17 protein-coding genes are annotated in these 17,205 nt (G+C 35.0%); 10 read left to right on the forward strand and 7 right to left on the reverse strand.

Annotated elements, in window-relative coordinates; all coding sequences use genetic code 11:
- Positions 1-9: 9 nt before the first annotated feature.
- Positions 10-1,179: an MFS transporter gene (locus AK212_RS07110; protein ID WP_053030018.1), complete on the reverse strand. Its 1,170-nt coding sequence runs from the start codon at positions 1,177-1,179 to the stop codon at positions 10-12.
- Between the two features lie 361 nt (positions 1,180-1,540).
- Positions 1,541-2,461 carry a DMT family transporter gene (locus tag AK212_RS07115; protein ID WP_053030019.1) on the reverse strand — a complete coding sequence of 307 codons (921 nt, stop codon included), beginning with the start codon at positions 2,459-2,461 and terminating at the stop codon, positions 1,541-1,543.
- A 155-nt stretch (positions 2,462-2,616) separates the two neighbouring features.
- Here AK212_RS07115 and AK212_RS07120 point away from each other — a divergent pair, with 155 nt between their 5' ends.
- The 7 genes from AK212_RS07120 (at position 2,617) to AK212_RS07150 (ending at position 8,976) form a co-directional block, all read left to right on the forward strand.
- Entirely contained in the window at positions 2,617-3,099 is a 483-nt protein-coding gene (locus AK212_RS07120; RefSeq protein WP_053030020.1) for an RrF2 family transcriptional regulator, read from the forward strand.
- Between the two features lie 143 nt (positions 3,100-3,242).
- Entirely contained in the window at positions 3,243-3,446 is a 204-nt protein-coding gene (locus AK212_RS07125; protein WP_053030021.1) for a helix-turn-helix transcriptional regulator, read from the forward strand.
- Entirely contained in the window at positions 3,443-4,159 is a 717-nt protein-coding gene (locus AK212_RS07130; RefSeq protein WP_053030022.1) for a DUF3169 family protein, read from the forward strand. Before AK212_RS07125 ends, AK212_RS07130 begins: the two co-directional genes overlap by 4 nt.
- Positions 4,160-4,253: 94 nt before the next feature.
- Entirely contained in the window at positions 4,254-5,099 is an 846-nt protein-coding gene (locus tag AK212_RS07135; RefSeq protein ID WP_053030023.1) for an ABC transporter ATP-binding protein, read from the forward strand.
- Positions 5,099-5,734, forward strand: coding sequence for an ABC-2 transporter permease (locus AK212_RS07140; protein WP_053030024.1), 636 nt, complete (start codon positions 5,099-5,101; stop codon positions 5,732-5,734). The genes AK212_RS07135 and AK212_RS07140 overlap by 1 nt, the downstream gene beginning before the upstream one ends.
- A 167-nt stretch (positions 5,735-5,901) precedes the next feature.
- A complete protein-coding gene (locus AK212_RS07145) occupies positions 5,902-6,687 on the forward strand; it encodes an arylamine N-acetyltransferase family protein (RefSeq protein ID WP_053030025.1) in 786 nt (261 codons plus the stop codon).
- A gap of 30 nt (positions 6,688-6,717) precedes the next feature.
- Positions 6,718-8,976, forward strand: a complete 2,259-nt coding sequence (locus tag AK212_RS07150) for an ATP-binding cassette domain-containing protein (protein ID WP_053030026.1) — start codon at positions 6,718-6,720, stop codon at positions 8,974-8,976.
- A 78-nt stretch (positions 8,977-9,054) separates the two neighbouring features.
- On the opposite strand, the gene AK212_RS07155 is transcribed toward AK212_RS07150, so the two are convergent.
- Positions 9,055-10,830 carry an oleate hydratase gene (locus AK212_RS07155; protein WP_053030027.1) on the reverse strand — a complete coding sequence of 592 codons (1,776 nt, stop codon included), beginning with the start codon at positions 10,828-10,830 and terminating at the stop codon, positions 9,055-9,057.
- A 196-nt stretch (positions 10,831-11,026) separates the two neighbouring features.
- Here AK212_RS07155 and AK212_RS07160 point away from each other — a divergent pair, with 196 nt between their 5' ends.
- Positions 11,027-11,614: a TetR/AcrR family transcriptional regulator gene (locus AK212_RS07160; protein ID WP_053030216.1), complete on the forward strand. Its 588-nt coding sequence runs from the start codon at positions 11,027-11,029 to the stop codon at positions 11,612-11,614.
- 88 nt (positions 11,615-11,702) lie between these two features.
- On the opposite strand, the gene pbp4 is transcribed toward AK212_RS07160, so the two are convergent.
- The 3 genes from pbp4 to AK212_RS13355 all read right to left on the reverse strand — a co-directional run bounded on the left by pbp4 (position 11,703) and on the right by AK212_RS13355 (position 14,711).
- Positions 11,703-12,854 carry a penicillin-binding protein PBP4 gene (gene pbp4 / locus AK212_RS07165; protein WP_053030028.1) on the reverse strand — a complete coding sequence of 384 codons (1,152 nt, stop codon included), beginning with the start codon at positions 12,852-12,854 and terminating at the stop codon, positions 11,703-11,705.
- 411 nt (positions 12,855-13,265) lie between these two features.
- On the reverse strand, positions 13,266-14,405 hold the full coding sequence (locus AK212_RS07170) for a polysaccharide deacetylase family protein (RefSeq protein WP_053030029.1): 1,140 nt from the start codon (positions 14,403-14,405) through the stop codon (positions 13,266-13,268).
- A gap of 135 nt (positions 14,406-14,540) precedes the next feature.
- The gene (locus AK212_RS13355) at positions 14,541-14,711 is read right to left on the reverse strand and encodes a hypothetical protein (RefSeq protein ID WP_154392021.1); all 171 of its coding nucleotides are present in this window, start codon (positions 14,709-14,711) and stop codon (positions 14,541-14,543) included.
- 71 nt (positions 14,712-14,782) lie between these two features.
- Here AK212_RS13355 and AK212_RS07175 point away from each other — a divergent pair, with 71 nt between their 5' ends.
- Positions 14,783-15,706, forward strand: coding sequence for an ABC transporter substrate-binding protein (locus tag AK212_RS07175; protein ID WP_053030030.1), 924 nt, complete (start codon positions 14,783-14,785; stop codon positions 15,704-15,706).
- 70 nt (positions 15,707-15,776) lie between these two features.
- Here the strand turns inward: AK212_RS07175 and yut are convergent, their stop codons facing one another.
- Entirely contained in the window at positions 15,777-16,679 is a 903-nt protein-coding gene (gene yut / locus AK212_RS07180; protein WP_053030031.1) for an urea transporter, read from the reverse strand.
- 217 nt (positions 16,680-16,896) lie between these two features.
- Here yut and AK212_RS07185 point away from each other — a divergent pair, with 217 nt between their 5' ends.
- Positions 16,897-17,199 (forward strand): urease subunit gamma, encoded by a 303-nt coding sequence (locus tag AK212_RS07185; RefSeq protein WP_053030032.1) that lies wholly within the window; start codon positions 16,897-16,899, stop codon positions 17,197-17,199.
- Positions 17,200-17,205 lie beyond the last annotated feature (6 nt).

Consider the following 17,205-nt stretch of genomic DNA (forward strand, 5'->3'; position numbering starts at 1 on the left):
ACTAAAGCATTATGCTTCAAATTCGATATGTTTCTTTTCATAGAAATAATTAACTGTATTAATTAAAATACCTAGAATAATAATGCCACCTGACACGAAGGTAATCATTAAATAAGGTAAACCGACTGATAATAAAATAGACCCGATAATTGCGCCTAAGAAGTTCGCAACATTAAAGATAGATGCCGCTAATGTGCTTGCAAGTAGTGGTGCTTCTTTGGCACTTAATATAATCTTACTATTTAATAAGGGTGTCGTACCAAATGTACCAAATCCGAATAAGAAGCAAATTATAATTGCTAAAATCGTATGATGCACGAAAGTGACAAATAATACGATGGTTACAAATAGTAATAAAAACGTATAGAATAAATATTTCGTCAATTTAGGTTCTGGCACATTCCCTGTAATTAAGTTCCCTAATACACCACCTAAACCAAACATAAATAAACAGATGGTGAGGCCGACGATTTTAAAAGGTGCGAAGTTATGAATCATTGGCTCCATAAAGGTATACGTTGTGAAGACACCTGAATAACCAAAGACGATAATAGACATCACAATTAAAATATGTGGATTTTTGAATACTTTCAATTCATTTTTCACATTAGATTCTGTACTAAGCGATACATCTGGTACAAATTTCAACATACCTAATAGCGTCATCACAGCTAGACCAATCATAACGCCAAAGACAGCTCTCCAATTCGCAAAGCCACCTAAGAATGATCCGAATGGCACACCAATCATAACCGCAATGGTTAATCCTGCTTGGACTAATGCGATGGCTTGTGGTTGTTTACCACGAGGTGCAACGGCTGCAGCCACACTCATACACACGCCAAAGAAGGGTGCATGCATTGACGCTGACAACAATCGTGATAACAGTAATATTTGAAAATTAGGTGCCAACATACCTACCACGTTACTTCCGATAAATATGGCCACTAAAATCGGTAATAAGCATTTGGCACGCACATTCATTGTGAATATGCGCATAAATGGTCCAATTAACGCAACACTCACAGCATATACACTAATTAATAATCCTGCACTTGAAATAGATACTTTCATGTCACTTGCGATTTGAGTTAATAATCCAGTTACAACATACTCTGCCATGCCAACTGTAAATGTACCTAACATGAATATAAAGAACATCATTCTGTTACCTTTCATCATTGCTACCTCCTTTTATATCGCGCTCAAAAATAATACGAGTGCTATCTTACAAAAAAATAGGTACCATGTGAAGAGGTTTGTTCAGATTTTTTGATTTTCTTAAGTCAGTATTCGCAAGTTTTCATATATTTTCATTGTATTAATATTAAGATAATTTTAAGGATGTAGTATTTCGAAAACCTTCCATATATGTAACATTTTCAATCAAAATGTCGCTATGTTAATCTAACTAGCATAGGAGTGATATGATGTCTGAATCTAAAAAAGATAAATCCAAACAACCACTTTGGGAACTCATAATTAATATTATCCTAGAACTATTTAGTGCGATCATTCGATTTTTTAAACATTTACTATCTTAAATTCTTAGGTGATGTGGCGAATAATTAATCGCAATCAATGCGATTACAACACACAATCCGCCTAACATAATGTGTAATGTGAAAGGTTCGCCTAATCCTATAATGGAGAAAATGGTTGAAAATAAAGGTACTAAAAATAAAAAACTACTCGAAATCGTAGCACCACGTAAATTCAAACTGCTAAACCATAATCCAAATGATCCAATAGACGCAGGAAATACAAGCCACCAAAACCATAACCATCCCCAACCATTCAATTGTTCAATGTGATAGTGCTCTCCTAACAATTGGCTAATCAAGAACATGATGATGCCGCCAAATAATAATTGCCATCCTGTTAATACCCACGCACCTTTATCAAACTTAAATTGTTTAGTCACAACAGTATTACATGACCAACATAGTGAACCAAGTAATGCGACAAATGACCCCCATCCTAACAATGTACGATCTAACCCTAGACAAATCGTAACCCCAATCACACCAATGATTAAAGCAATCATTTTAATCATTGTTAACCGCTCTTTCAGTATGAAATGCGCAAGAACAGCTAACCATAATGGATTGGTAAACAGTAAAACGGCAGACATTGAAGAGGATACACCCAATGACATTGCTATATTTAATAATCCCATTGTTCCAGCCGTTTGTAATAAACCGATTGTAGCGACAAATATAAAGCCTTTATAACTATTATGATCAATTGATGGTAATGTGTTTTTAACGCCCCTTTTCAACAATAAAACCACTAAGATAATCAGTCCGGCTATAGTAAAACGCCATCCCCCGAGTAGCATGGGGGGCACGTGTTCAATTGAGATGAGGTATTTCCCAGTCGGAAAAGAAGATCCCATACATAGGGTCGTCAAAATGATACATATATAGAAATATAAGTACGAACGTTGATGTAGATTCATAGATGTCATCTCCTAGTCATTGATTAAAGATAATTAAGATATTTGTTGTCTTTAAATAGTATTATAATGCACCCTTTCTATTTTTCAATCATAATATATAAAATTTTTATATTATATTTTATAATGAAAGAAACGTCTATCATTGGAGGACTATTATGAAATTATCTAAAGGATGGGAGCAAGCTGTCTATGTTCTATTAATGTTGAACCTACTACCCAAACATAGCGTGATGACCTCTACCGCGTTAAGTGATCGTTTAAATGTTTCTGATTCTTATTTAAAGAAGATTATCAAAGCACTTGTGAAAGAAGATCTCGTTAATTCTTCTACAGGCAAAAATGGCGGCTTTTCTTTAAATAAGCCTTTAAATCAAATCACATTTTATGATGTTTTTCTAGCAATAGAAAGTCGAGACGCGATCTTTTCTAGTCAGCATTTATTGAAACCCTTCTTAGGTGAAAAGGAAGGTCAGAAAGCAGAAATGTGTGTAGTTAGTCATGCTTTAAATACAATTGAACATACACTTATCTCCACTTTATCTTCGATTACATTGGATGAAGTCAATCAAACCATCGTCACAAAATATCATCTTAACGATTTAAATCAATGGGTCCTAACGAATTGTAAAACACGGTAAATCAAGCCTTCAGGATGTCTTACTTCAGACAACCCGAAGGCTACCTTTTAGAATTTTATGACAAAAATATAGGTCTTTTTGACTACTATACTTGTCAAAATGACAAAGATAATGTAACGTTATAGACAAGGAGCTGATGAATATTGCGAAATCGTCTTAAAGAATTGCGTGCTCGCGATGGCTTCAATCAAACACAACTCGCTAAGAAAGCTGGTATCTCACGCCAAACAGTTTCTTTGATTGAACGGAATGATTTTATGCCGTCCATTTTAACAGCCGTTAAAATTGCGCGTATATTCAATGAACCAGTTGAAAATGTCTTTATCTTTGAGGAGGGAGATTTATGAAAGTAGGCAGGTATTTACTCTATTTATTGATAGGAGGTATTATTGGTGGAATGATAGGAGCCTTAATAGGAATGCTAAGTGATGGGAACATCTTTGGTATCTTACATTTCGCTTCATACAATTTCACGATTATCGTTACCATTATCGCTTCAACAATTAATATTGGACTTATCTTAGCGATTTGGAGGACCTCTCACACATCTTTAAAATACAAACATAAAACTGAAAATGCCAGTGATGCCAACCTCGATCAATATGAACAAAAAGCTAATTTAACTTTCATGAGAACTGGCACATTATATTACATTACAGTATTAGTCGCTTTATTAAACATATTTATTATTGCCTTAGGTAATGGCCCATCATCTATTTTATTTTTAGTCATTGTGCCATTTATATTGACATTAATTCCGTCAACCATACTTGGTTTCTTTTATAGAAAATTTGACACGCGTATGCCTAAACAAGGCGAAGCCAATTATACAGAACGTATTTTACAAAATATGGATGAAGGTGAGCGTCATATTACACTTGAATCAATGTTTAAAGTATATCACGTCAATATTTCCTTAATCATGGTAGGCGCTATTTTCTTAGGTATCTTTTCAATCGTTACAGGTATTAACCAAGCAGTTGGCGTTGGCATCTTAATCATTTTATTCGCTTACAACACATTTGGTTATATGTTAAAAGTACGTAAATTTTACAAATAGTAGTTATTTATTAATTAATCTATATTATGATAAACGTAACTAATCTTTAATTAAATTAAATCCAAAACCTAATCAACAGAAAGAGAGGATTATTATGGAACATCTACTACAAGTGCAACATCTCAACAAGTCGTATAGAAAATCGCAATTCCATTTGAAAGATATTTCTTTAACACTTCGACCTGGTGAAGTGATTGGTTTAATTGGTAAGAATGGTTCAGGTAAATCAACATTGATTAATACATTAGTTGGTAACCGTTTTAAAGATTCTGGAGAGATTTCATTTTTTGATCAAGTTGTCTCAGATAAGGATTATGCATACAAAGAGCATATTGGCGTTGTATTTGATGACTTACGTGTGCCTGATAAACTCGAAATTAAAGATATGGATAAGGTTTTTGTGAATATTTTCAAAACGTGGAACAGTGATCGTTTCTTTGAAGTCATTCAGCGTTTCGAATTACCAACTAACGCGCAAATTAAGACGTTCTCAAGAGGGATGCGTATGAAAGCAGCCTTAGCTATGGCTTTAGCGCATGATACAAAGTTACTCATTCTGGATGAGGCTACTGCGGGTATGGACGTATCAGGTCGTGAAGAAGTCATTGAAATGTTGGAAGACTATATTTCAGAAGGCAATGGTATTCTCATTTCATCTCATATTTCTGAAGATATTGAGCATCTCGCTACACAATTAGTGTTTATGCGTGATGGTGAAGTTGTCCTTCAAGAAAATAAGGAAGCATTGTTAAAACAATACGGTATTGTAGAAATTGAGGAACAAGATGATTTAGACATTCCACAAGATATCATCATTGCCTCAAGAGTAAGACACGGTAAACGTCAAATCTTAATTAATGATTGGTCACGCGTTACAAATGCGCACCCACTTAACACTATTGATGACGCAACAAAATTAATTATGAGAGGTGATAAATAATGAAAGGTCTTATTTTAAGTAGTTTCTATGCAACTAAAAAGTCACTTATCACATATTTCATTGTAGCCATTGTAGCTAGTGTCTTATTCGCGTTTATAAATCCAGCAATGGCATGTTTCTTACCAATGCTTTTCTTATTGTCACCAGTGACAGATAACTTGAAACGCGAAAAAGATTCTAAATGGATGTACTATATCTCAACATTGCCATCACATCGTAGCGCTTATATTAAAAGCTATTTCGCATTTTACGGCATACTCATCGTCATCGGATTAATTATTGGCTTAATCGCAGTATTGGCCATACACCAAAATTTGATGTTAACACTTATTTCAGGTTTAGTTGGTATAGGTGCTGCAGGCACATACGCTATCATGTTCCCGTTAACCTTTAAATTCGGTCCAGAAAATTCAAATGTCATCATGATTTCAACATCTGTTATCGTTCTTATTTTATTCTTTATTACTTACTTTGGTGTCATTATATCAGCTGTGGTACGTTCAGGATCATTCTCTGATTTAGGAACAAATCCTACAGATTTCCTTTTCATAGGATTATATGCACTACTTGGCATCATTTGCTTGGTGGCTTCTTATTTCCTTTCAATAGCCATTTTCAATAAACAAGAATTATAACTTTTAAGTTATTTACAATTTTAATTTAAACTCAAAGTGGTTCTAAGCACGCTACATTAGTGGCACTCAAGTGTTTAGAACCACTTTCTATTCATTGCTTATATGCGTCATTCAACTTTTTATAGGGTATGGATGACTAAACGCACTTAAAAAGGAGTCCTCATCTAATGGATATTCAAGCTATCGAACACTATTTAAATATAGATGCATCAAAATATCATGAACCTACACTTGAAGCACTCAATTATTATATTAAGCAATACATGCTTATGGTTCCTTTTGAAAATATTAATGTCCAAAATGGCAGACCTATCTCCGTAGAAATTAATGATTTATATGATAAATTCATTATTCAACACCGTGGCGGTTTCTGTTACGAAATGAATCATTTCTTTGGGACTTACCTTGAAGCCAAAGGGTTCACCGTATATCGCATGTCTGCGACAGTCGAACAGCCGAATGGCAATCGTAGTCCAGAAGGTTCACATATGTCACTTGTAGTCCCAATTGATGGTGTCAGTTATGTTGCAGACGTAGGTTTTGGAGATTTACCTTTACAAGCTTTACCTATTACCAATACCGACCCTACTCATCCTGTGACAGATATTACAGGCGAATTTCGTGCGATTTCAGAACATGACGGTACCTATTGTATTCAAAAGCTTGAAAATGGTACATGGGTCACGCGTTACGAAGCGCGTTTTCAACCCAAACAAGTCGAAGATTTTGCGGATATGATTCAATATAATTCAGAACACCCAGATTCTATATTTGTGCAACAACTGATCGTTACGCAACCTCAGTCATTTGGTCGTGCTACGATGTCATTACAACATCTCACACTAAGTAAACAAGATCATAAAGATAAGTACGACGTAACTTCTGACAACTATCGCGCTTTGCTAAAAGAATACTTTAATTTAGATGTCAAAATTAAGCCTTTAGAACCTTAAAATATACATTTCTCATTAAGAGGTGAAATTATGTCTAACATAGAGATTGTTGGTGCTAAACAAAACAACTTAAAAAATATAAATGTAACCATTCCAAAGCATAAATTAACAGTATTTACAGGTCGTTCAGGTTCAGGGAAGTCTTCCCTCGTCTTCAATACTGTAGCCGCAGAATCTGAAAGATTGTTAAATGAAACGTATTCAAGTTATGTACAACATCAACTCACACAATACGAAAAACCTGATGTTGACCAAATTAAACATCTTCCGGTTGCTATGATTATCAATCAAAAACGTCTTGGCGGTAACTCTCGTTCAACTGTAGGTACGATTTCTGATATTTACGCGTCCGTACGTCTTCTATGGTCACGTATTGGCGGACCCTTTGTAGGTTACTCTGATATCTTTTCTTTTAATAATCCTAAAGGAATGTGCGAAACATGTTCGGGCCTAGGCTACGTTGAAGATATAGATTTAAATGAACTGCTTGATTATGATAAATCACTGAATGAAGATGCAATTAAATTCCCTTCATTTAGACCAGACAGTTGGCGTGGTAAACGTTATTTATATACAGGTTTATTTGATAATGATAAGAAACTAAAGGATTACACGAAAGAAGAAATGGATACCTTCCTGTATACTGAACCAACCAAATTAAAGAACCCGCCCTCAAATTGGCCAAGGACTGCGAAATTTGAAGGATTAATCCATCGTTTTCGTCGTTCATTTCTACTCAATGATAATTTTGAAAAGAAACGTTTTAAGGAAGACATCGACCGTGTCGTATCGAAACATGACTGTCCTAGTTGCCATGGTCAACGTCTTAATGACACTGTGCTAAGTTGTAAAATTAATGGTTTAAATATTGCAGAATTTACAAATTTACAAATTGATGAGGCGTTAGCCTTTTTAAGAAAAATAAAATCCGACAAGGCACGTGTGATCATAGAGCCACTCAAAAAACAACTAGAAGCGTTAAGTTATATCGGATTGAACTATTTAACACTTGCACGGGAAACGACTTCCCTATCTGGCGGTGAATCACAACGTATCAAACTCATTCGTCATTTAAATAGTCCTCTAAGCGATCTTGTATATATTATTGACGAGCCAAGTGTTGGACTACATCCAGAAGACATTCAACGCATTAATGACATCATTCAATCCTTAAAAGATAAAGGTAATACGGTGCTTGTTGTGGAACATGACCCAGATGTGATTAAGACGGCTGACCACATTATTGATTTAGGTCCTTTAGCCGGTAAAAACGGCGGTGACATTACATTTACTGGCTCGTACAACGCACTACTCGCTTCGGACACGAGTACTGGTCGCGCATTAAATCGTGAACATCAACTCAAAACGACACCACGTACGGCAAAAGACATGCTTCAAATTTCAAATATTAGTCGTAATAACTTACAAAATGTCTCAACTGAACTACCTAAACATGCGATGACTGTCGTTACAGGTGTTGCGGGTTCAGGTAAAAGTTCACTCATTTCTGCAGGATTTGAACGTAACTCAAATGCTATTTTTATTGATCAGAAACCTGTTCATGCATCTAATCGTTCTAATTTACTCACTTATCTAGGCATCTTTGACGATGTGCGCAGTTTCTTCAGCCAAAACACTGGTCTTAAAAAAAGTATGTTTAGCTATAATTCAGAAGGTGCATGTCCAGAATGTCATGGCAAAGGCGTCTTAAAAACTGAACTTGCGTTTATGCCAGACTTTTCACAAATATGCGAGTTATGTGGTGGAACAAGATATCGTCCAGAAGTGTTAGAAGCTAAAGTAGAAGGTTATTCCATTGCGGATATTTTAGCATTAACTGTGGATGAGGCCATTGAGAAATTTAGTGATAGTCCAAGTATCACGCGACCGCTTCAAGCATTAGCGGATACAGGGCTCAATTATATGACTTTAGGACAATCATTAGATACACTTTCAGGTGGTGAAATTCAACGTGTGAAACTGAGTCGCTACCTTACTCAAGACGTGACGAACAAGCTCTTTATCTTTGATGAGCCAACAACTGGATTACATGAAGATGATTTGCCAATCCTTATTGATTGTTTTAATCATCTTATTGACGAAGGCAATACGGTTATCTTAATTGAGCATAATTTAACGATGATGACTCAGGCGGATTGGTTAATTGATATCGGCCCCTATGCCGGAGATAAAGGTGGTCAATTACTTTATGCGGGCGAACCCAATGGTATTTTCAATATCGACAATTCCGTAACCGCTAAACATTTAAAACGATATATAAGTAATTAACATAACAATATAAACACCCCCACAAACGTAACTGTCATGTGGGGGTTGAGTTCTGCCATTAAGCATTTGTATCTACACTTATAGTAACTTGTGTTGTTGCAACAATGCTTCGATATATGTGCCTTTAATCTTCTTCAAGAAAGTGTTGAGTGCGAGTTGCTGTATTTTGTTATGTTCGGTGAGTTCTAATAAATTTTTACGGTCGGTGAGTTCATATAAGGCATCCATCAATATGCGAAGGTCAAATTCTGTTGCAACCACTTCAGGGACACCTCTATCTATGCCCAACAATTGGTAGACTGCTTCCATAGCAGTTCTTACCGAATATTCAGTGGTAAAGACAGTATCTCTTTCTGTTTCTGCAAAATTACCAATAAAGGCTATGTTGCGAGCATTTTTAGGCACAACAAGTGGTCTGTCTCCAACAGCTCTAGGCATAAAATAAGAACAGATATATGGCATATAGACTGGTATCGTATTACATTGATTTTTAGCGAGGTCTTCAATTTGATTGATAGGTACGCCCATATGATATAACCATTCTTGGCAAATTTCATTTCCACTGCACTCGGTGATTGGTTTATTGATAAAGTCACCATTCACGTTTGAATATAACGCGTAAATCCAAACGCTCACCTCATCGTCGGGTTGGCTTTTAAATTGTTGTTGACGATTTACAGTAAAATTCAATTGCCATTTAGAATCATTCACAGTAACAATCCCACCTGTCACTGTCTTGCCGGCTAAAGGATCTCGTTTACAAATGTGCTCGATGGTATTAATAATTGTCTTGTTATTCGTCGTCGCAGTTGCTGATACAAACCAACTTTTGTCCGGTAAATGACGATAGAACTTTTCGGGACAACCAAACTCAGGGCTCTGTTTGGCAAGATTACGCCACAATGTCCAACTACCGCCAATATCTTTTGTAGGGGGTGCGGGCGTGTTGTTATCTCCATATGTTGAACTTTCAGTAATACTACCATTCGTAACAAATACTAAATCATTTGGCGTTAGAGGAATAACTTCATCTTTACCTGAACGTTTAAGTTGTATTTCACGAGCAACCTTCTCTGTTGTTGTGATATCTACTTTAATATTCATGACTTGAACATCATATTGAAATTGCACACCGTGGGACTCTAAGTAAGCAATCATAGGAAGAACAAGTGATTCATATTGATTATATTTGGTGAATTTAAGGGCACTGAAATCCGCTAATCCTCCAATATGATGTACAAAGCGCATTAAATATCGACGCATCTCCATCGCAGAGTGCCATGGTTCAAATGCGAACATTGTTTTCCAATAAATCCAGAAATTCGAATGCATAAAATCATTTGAGAAAACATCCGTAATCGTCACATCATTTAATGCTTCTTCTTTCATTAAACATAAATGTATGATTTCTTTAATCGCTTGTGGCGTCAAAGTAAAATCACCATCAGTAGGTAACTGATGTCCCCTTTTCTCAATAACACGACAACGTGAGTAATTAGGATCTTCTTTATTTAACCAATAAAACTCATCTAATACGGAAGCATTGTCCATTTCAAGCGATGGGATGGAGCGAAATAAATCCCATAAACATTCGAAATGATTTTCCATTTCTCTTCCGCCTCTAACAACATAGCCTTTTAAAGGAAGCTGATCGCCATCTAAACTTCCACCAGGTTTAGACAATTCTTCTAAAACATGGATTTTTGACCCATCCATTTGTCCATCTCTAATCAAGAAACATGCAGCAGCTAACGAGGCTAATCCAGATCCAATAAGATAAGCGGATTTATGCGCGACATTTTCTGGTTTTTTAGGACGGGCAAATGCTTCATAATTCCCGTTACTATAGTACATATATATCACTTCCCAAATGTTCATTATTTTTAATTTTTAGATTGAAAAGTAGTAAACTATTAGTAATCTTAAAGAAATTAATCTACCCTTCGACTGTATTATAAAATGAGGAAGGCCAAGAATTGTGCGTCACTTATGTGGGTTTGTAACATAAGCGACATTTTAATTAAACTGTCCGATATGAGGAGTGATGATGTTGACCAAACAAGATTTACGCGTCCAAAAGACACATCAAGCGCTAATTACTTCATTTTCTGAACTATTGCAATCGAAATCATTTGAACAGATTACAGTTCAGGACTTATGTACCAAAGCCAACGTACGACGATCTACGTTTTATCGTCATTTTAATGATAAATATGACTTGTTAAATCACGTTGTCGGCACGTTGATTGATCATTTTAGAGAGCTATATTTACCAGACATTAATCCCGACAATCCACGACAATTTTTTGAGAAATTGATGAGAGATGTTTTGACATTTATTCACGATAATAAAGACATGGTCCGTAGCGTTATAACTCTCAATTTTTACGGCGAAGTTTATACGATTTTTTATGAACAAATCTATAAAGCCGTTCAAAAGCAAATTGCCTTTGATAAACAAAGTGGACAATTTTATGTAGATGTAACCATATATGGAGAATTTCTAACTGGAGGTATTTTAAGCGTCATCACGAATTGGATTCAACATGGACAACAACAATCGATTGATAAAGTAACGAATGAAATTGTGAATATGATATGTGGTGCTAGAGAAATCCATTTGAAGAAACTGAGCTAAAACGCCCTTTATTTAAGGTATTTCATAATTTGAAAAATGTCGCCAAGTTGAAAGCTTAGCGACATTTTTTCTAATTTAATTTATCGATTTAGAACCATTTCCATTTTTTATCTGCAGCAACACGTGGGTAGTCACTACCTGGTAAGAAATCCCTATGATAATGAACATAGGCTTTACCATCTTTATTGATGGCTATATGCCACTGAGCGCTATCCTTTGGCACGATATCATATAAATCTTTCTTAACATGATATTTCTTGCCATCAATTTCATGGTCACCTTCAGTTAATACTTTCTTGTATTCATATTTTTGGCGATATTGTTTAATAATATTGTTTCCTATTCGATTTCTATTATATTTTGCATTTTCATCGCCATAAGGTTGAACGTTCATGACCGTTTCGTTTAAACGTAAGTGATTTTGCTTATTGGTTAATGCGATGTTATAGCCTTTATTACTTGTACCTGTCTTTAACCCATCCGTACCAGGTAAATAAAGCGGTTGGCCTTTTAACGATAAATTTGTACTCTTAAACGTATTGCCTTGTTGTGTATCTTGTGTCAACTTAGATATTTGCAATACTTCAGGATGCTTTGAAATAAGCTGTTGCATTAAAATGTTCATATCTTTCGCTGTACTTTTAGGATATTCTTGGTTTTTTAATTTAGATGGTGCGTATTGACCTAACAAGCGATTCTGCGCGCCAGCAGGATTGACAAAATTTGTATTTGTCATATGAAATGATTGAGCTTGTTGATTCATTTTGTTAGTAAATGCATCATTATTACCACTAATCTTCTCACCTAATATCATCGCAGCAGCATTGCTTGATGCTAATGTTGTTTGTTTGATTAGTGCTTCAATCGTATATACTTGACCTTGTTGCAATGATACTGATGATAAATTTGGTAAATTAGACAGGGTTGCATAATGATTGGTAATTTTTACTTTATCGTTAAGCTTTAATCTTCCATTGTCAATGGCTTCATATGTTAAATATAAGGTCATCATTTTAGACATAGATGCCGGATCAACATGTTGATTTCCCTGGTAATTATATAAAATTTGCCCTTGATCTGTAGTCAACATGACACCACTAGGCTGATATTTCTTACTTATGCTACTATTTTTTTCTTTATTGGCAATCGTTACTGGCGATTCACTCGCGTAACTTATCGACGTATGTAATAGCGCTATCGTAATGATGACGCCTATCCCTTTTACAAATTTACTAAACAATATATCCCCTCTTTTTAAATATTTATAATATTGTACAATACTTTTTATAACAATATTATATGGATATTACAACTATATATAAACGCATCATCTTAGAATGCTGTTTCTTATTATGATGATTAACTCTAATTTTTAATGGTTTAACCAAATTTAAGGGAGTGGAACAGAATTCTTTTAAAATTCGTCGTCCCTCTCCCAACTTGCTTGGCTTGTAGAATTTCTTAGTGAAATTCTCTTTGCTGGGGCCCCGCCCGCAAGGATGACTAGAACTGAGAAAAGCTTGATTTAAGCGTATTTTTAGTTCAGTCAGCTACTGCGAATTTGCAAAATAGCATCATCATATTATTTATGTCCCAGGCTCATTTCGCTGTCATTTGTCATAGCGATGAGTCATGTGCCTGTGACTTCTGATTATTTATACGCTTTGTCACCTTTAAAATAACTACGATCTTCTTTGCTATAAACCTTGTCAGGGTCTACAAATGGTTTCAACTTGTATTTAAAGTCATAAAGATTCAAACCATCGATAGCAACACGATCTTGATATACACTATACTCACCGATATCAGTAAAGTTATTAGGACCTACGCCCGCTAAATATTTGAAACCAGCTTTATGCTCTAGATATTGATAACCTGCAGAGCCCCTATCTTGCGCGCCATGAGGGAAAATAAATAAATCTGTTTGTCCAATGATTGGTGTGACTTCTTTCTTCCAACGTTCGGTATCTTTCACAATACGATCATATGAACTATTGGCAAAATCAATGTGCCCCCAAGAATGACTTGCAAATGTCCAACCGTCACGTTTCATTGCGTTTGCAACTTTGATTGCTTGTTCTTTTCGCTCATGATAATCTTTGCTGTCTAACTCATTGGTACGATATCCAAGTACACCGTTATATCCTGTCAAACCAACGACACCCTTTTGTCCATTCAGTGAGAAATCGGGATGATCTTTCACAAAGCGATTTAGAATCGGAACGATATCATTCGTTTCACTTTGTGTTACTTTCCCATCTTTACCTTTTGTTTCAGATACAACGTGATTAGATTTGTCTAAGACTAAGCGGTCTGCATAGCCGTTTCCTCTCATATAATCATAGTAATTCATATCATCAATGGATAAAATTAATGGTTTCTTTCCTTTAGGCAGCTTTAATGTTTTCTTCTTAATAGGTTTAGAATTAAAATCATAGGCATCATGTGGATCAATTAATATGTAATGATGTTGATATAACTCATCAAGTGAACGTTTAAATTCATCAACAGTAATCATCCAATCATTATTACCTTTTGCTTGATTTGCTTCACCAGTGAACGCGATCTTAGGATCTGTAATTAACGGATGAAAAAAGACATGCGCCACATCACCTTTATATTCAACCCAATCTTCTTGTCCAGAATTTTTCTTTTTCGCATACATGTTTGCTTCTTTATTTTGCGATGCTTGTTGCGCTTTTTTATCTTGCGTGTGTGATGTCGATTGACATGCACATAAAACAATGGCGAGAACAACTGTGAATACACTCAACAAATATTTCTTAGTCATGCATTTACTCCTTTATATAACAAAGTGATTTTATGCCGATCACTGAATATTATATAACATTTTTATACTATATATAACATATCATTTATAGCTTAACGTAATTTTTACATGACATTAATTTTATTTAATATTAAATTATTTGTTTTTACGCTTTTCAATGAATTTCATAACTAAATTAACTACAATGGCTAGAACAATAATGCTCTTTAATATTAATTCGTAAATTTCCGGCATTGAAAATGTACTAATAAATACAAATACTATGATGAGCACTATCGCAATTTTATCGTGACTATCTAATGTCATTCTATTTCACCTTTTGCTTCATTTTAATTTCCTATATAATTGCATTATACATATAAAAGGAGATGGATGTTTTGAGAAAATTATTTGCTGTAGCGTTAGTATTTATTTTAGCCTTAGCTGCTTGTGGTAATAATAGCGATAATAATCGTTCTAATGATGCTAAAGAAGATACTAAATCTTATACAACTGACGATGGGGATAAAATTAAAATTCCTAAGGAACCTAAACGAATCGTTGTTTTAGGTACAACGTATGCCGGTGGTTTAAAAGAACTTGATGCTAACATTCAAGCTGTAGCTAAAAATGTTGATGATAGTTCAGTATTAAAAGATAAATTTAAAGATGTTAAGAAAATTGATCCCGAAAACGTTGAAGCTGTAGCTAAAGCGAAACCAGATTTAATCATTACTTATAATACTGACAAAAACTTGAAAAAATTGAAAAAAATCGCACCTACTGTCGCATTTGATTATATGAAGCATGATTATAAAGAACAACATTTAGAATTAGGTAAAATTATCGGTAAAGAAGATAAAGCGCAAAAATGGGTAGATCAATGGGAAGATAAAACCAAAGATGATGGTAAAGAAATTAAGGATGCCATTGGTGAAGACGCTACTGTCTCAATCATCAAAGATTTCGATAAAAAAATCTATGTTTTAGGTAAAACTTATGGTCACGGTAGCGAAGTACTTTACGATTCATTCGGCCTAAAAATGCCAAGTAAAGTTGAAAGTGCAACTAAAAAAGAAGATTTAGCTGATATTTCTGCGGAACAAATTCCAGAAATGGCTGGTGATTATGTCGTAACACCTGTTGCTAAAGGGGCTGACCTTTCATTCGAAAATAAAGATGTTTGGAAAAATACAGACGCAGTTAAAAAAGGACAAACATTTAAAGTTGACGAGGGTGTATATTGGTTAAACGATCCCTATTCTCTTGACTTTGAACGTAAAGATTTAAAGAAAAAATTATTAGATTCTGCAAATAAATAGTGCCATACTTGCATAACAACCATCAACCGACCAGAATACCTGGTCGGTTGATGGTTTTTTATTATAACATTTAATTTGTTTCTTCAACTGATGCCTTGCCAGCGAACATCACAATCCATGTGGCAAATATGAAAGGTGCCGTAAATACAGGTAATCCTACTGGTGCAAGTAACGTTGCGAGTGCACCATGCATTACTACAGTTAATAACAACCCTGTAATGACTGCGATATACGCATTTAATTTCGTCGTAAATATCGCACCCAACGCAATACCTGTAAGTATAGCGTTATATCCATATAAACCATTCGTAATAGATGGATAGTCACCACCAAGTGCCACAATAAAGATAACAGCTAAGATACTGGAAATGATGGCGTATATACCACCTTTGATCGATCCCACAAAGATGCCTATTATAATTAACACACTTCCCAGTATAGACGTCACTAGAAAGATTTCACTGAAGTTCGTAGTAATACCACTTAGCCAACTGATATGATTATGACTAATATCTGGATGTTTTACTTGTTGTGGCAATATATCAATTGTCACTTTTAATTTCGAAAATTGTGTCGTCATTGCTAACACTAACCACGTCATCAATACAAATGGAAATGTTAGCATAGGTACACCAAATGGCTTTAACCATTCTCTAATGGCCGCCCCCATAGGCAACGTTAAAATGGTCGCAATCAGCAATACAACCCAAGCTACCATTGTAGATTGAAGGAACAATGCTAAACCAATAGCCGTTAACACAGCATTATACCCTGCTAAGCCATCTTGAATTTCCGCTTCACTATAATTGAAGAAGGGTGCCAATAAGAGCGCTAATACGCTACCTATCATAGCCGCTATACCGATCTCCCATCGAGCCACAAACAAACCAATTAAAATCAGTACCCCTGACCATTTGTTATTCATAAACACAACTTGCGCTATATTTTTGAAAAAAACATCAATATACTTCACAAACTCACCTTACTCTTTTCTTATTACACTTCATTCTTTTAAATTCTAGCACTATTACTACAACTTACAAAATACTTTTACAAAATTTAATCATGTAGAAATACAATTAGAGTTTGGATTTAAAATAATTGTATGACTATATTGCTTGTACAATATTCTTAACAGTTCTAACATTAAAACTACGAACTTTATTTTCAAATGGAAAGAAGGAATAGATATGCATTTTACTCAGCGTGAACAAGATAAGTTGATGATTGTTGTAGCTGCAGAAGTTGCAAGACGTCGTAAAGCACGTGGTTTAAAGTTAAATCATCCTGAAGCACTTGCTTTAATCAGTGATGAATTACTTGAAGGTGCAAGAGACGGTAAAACCGTAGCCGAATTAATGAGCTATGGCAAAACAATACTAAATGAAGAAGATGTCATGGAAGGTGTTGCAAGCATGATCAAAGAAATTGAAATCGAAGCAACATTTCCAGATGGAACGAAACTCATTACAGTCCATCATCCAATCGTCTAAGGAGGC

It is taken from the genome of Staphylococcus borealis, assembly GCF_001224225.1.
Lineage (GTDB): Bacteria > Bacillota > Bacilli > Staphylococcales > Staphylococcaceae > Staphylococcus > Staphylococcus borealis.